This is a genomic window from Stenotrophomonas sp. P5_B8 (genome assembly GCF_054049855.1).
Genome location: NZ_JBFULO010000583.1, coordinates 1 through 1,885, shown reverse-complemented (window position 1 = coordinate 1,885; position 1,885 = coordinate 1). Strand labels below are relative to the sequence as shown.

The window sequence follows — 1,885 nt, the reverse complement described above, 5'->3', positions numbered from 1 at the left end:
CTGCCCGTCTGGGGCGATGCCGGCAGGGTGGAGGCGGTCAGCGTCGGCGAAATGGCCCGTCGGCGCGTGACCGGCGGCGGCGGCTTCCCATTCGAACTCGGTGGGTAGGCGTGCGCCCTGCCAGCGGGCAAAGGCGTCGGCTTCGAAATAGCTGATGTGGGATACCGGCGCATGCAGGTCCAACGCCCGCCAGCCGCCGAGGGTGAACTCGCGCTCGAGTGCGTCATCCCAGTACAGCGGGTGCTGCCACTGTTCAGCCTGGCACAGCKCCCAGCCTTCGCTCATCCACAGCCCGACCTCGCGGTAACCGCCGGCCTGGATGAACTGGCGGTACTCGGCGTTGCTGACCGGTCGATTGGCCAAGCCATGGGCCGGGACGAGCACGCGATGCACGGGCGATTCGTTGTCGTAGGCGAAGTCCGCGTGCGCCGGCCAGGCGGGAGCACCGATCTCCACGATCTGTTCGGGGCTGCGCTGCCAGCGCAGCGGCACGGCGATGGCGTCGCTGCGGCTCAGATCATCGCGGTAGGCCGGCTGCAGCGGATTGCACCACAGCGCGTGCTTGATGTCGGTGAGCAGCAGCTCCTGGTGCTGCTGTTCGTGGTGCAGGCCGAGCTGCAGCTGATGGCTGGCCTGCGCATCGAGCGCACCGGCCTGCAGCAGAGTGATCACCTGCTGATCGACGCGGGCCCGGTACTGCAGTACTTCCTCCAGCGACGGCCGCGAGAGCAGGCCGCGCTGCGGGCGCGCATGGGCCGGGCCGATGCTCTGGTAGTAGCTGTTGAACAGGTAGTGCCAGTCTGCGTTGAACGGTTGATGGCCAGGCTGGCTGGCCAGCACGAAGCGTTCGAAGAACCAGGTGGTGTGGGCCAGGTGCCATTTGGCCGGGCTGGCGTCGGGCATGCTCTGCACCATCGCATCTTCGGCGCTGAGCGGGGCGGCCAGCGCGATGCTCCGCGCGCGGATGCCGGCATAACGGACGGCCAGTGCGGCGGCGGGCGATGGGGCGACGGGCGGTGGTGAGGCGACGGCGGTATTCATCGCGGTCAGGATCGACCAGCGGTGGTGAGCAGGACGTCATGGCAAGGCTCACGCGATGTTACGCACTCAAGTTGAATACGCAGTGGCCGCTATCGGAAAGACACCTCGCCTGCGTGGTCCCGGTCTGCACGTGCGGCCAGGGCGCGCCGGCCCGCTTTTGTGGAACCGTCTTGCGGAATCACCTGCTACGCCAGCCCGGTCACTATCTGTTCCTGCTGCCCGCCGTGCTGGTGGGGCTGGGATTGTGGTCGGCCACGCCGGCCGACGAGGTCGGCAGCCCGGTGCATCGCATCCTGCCGCTGGTACTGACCTGTCTGGGCATCGGCCTGGGCCTGATCTACAACCGGGTGCGCGCGGTGTGCCTGCTGCTGGTGATCGCGCTGGCGTTCGCGATCCTGCATGGGCTGGTGGGCAGTTTCCTCAATACCGGCGCGGTTACCGCGCTGACCCCGTTGTTGTTCCATTCGGTCTCGCTGTGGCTGCCGCTGCTGTTCGCGCTGCATGGGCTGTGGCCCGAGCGCGGCCGACTGCGCCAGGATCTGCTGCTGCGCGGGGTGGTCAGCGGTGCGGCGATCGGTGTATTCGCGCTGCTGGCCGCACAGGGGCCGCAGGGGATGCACGACCTGCTCTCGGACCAGCATTGGCCGTGGCTGCCGAGCGGCTGGAGCCGGTTGGCGCAGGTGCCGACGCTGCTGTTCGTGGCGGCGATGATCGGGCTGGCAGTGCAGGCGCTGCGCCAGCCGCGGCCCCTGCATACGGCGATGCTGGTCGCGCTGCTGGTGGTGTGGACGATGTTGCCGCGGGTGTTCCTGTCGCCAGCGCTGCTGCCGGCGCTGTCCAGCAC

1 protein-coding gene and 1 pseudogene are annotated in these 1,885 nt (G+C 68.6%); one reads left to right on the top strand and one right to left on the bottom strand.

Features of this window, described 5'->3' with window-relative positions; translation table 11 throughout:
• On the bottom strand, positions 1–1,041 hold a 1,041-nt coding region (gene egtB, locus ACXJKH_RS19590), incomplete at its 3' end, for an ergothioneine biosynthesis protein EgtB (protein WP_457321869.1).
• A 170-nt stretch (positions 1,042–1,211) separates the two neighbouring features.
• Here egtB and ACXJKH_RS19585 point away from each other — a divergent pair.
• Positions 1,212–1,885: pseudogene (locus ACXJKH_RS19585) on the top strand (GGDEF domain-containing protein); the annotation flags it as partial.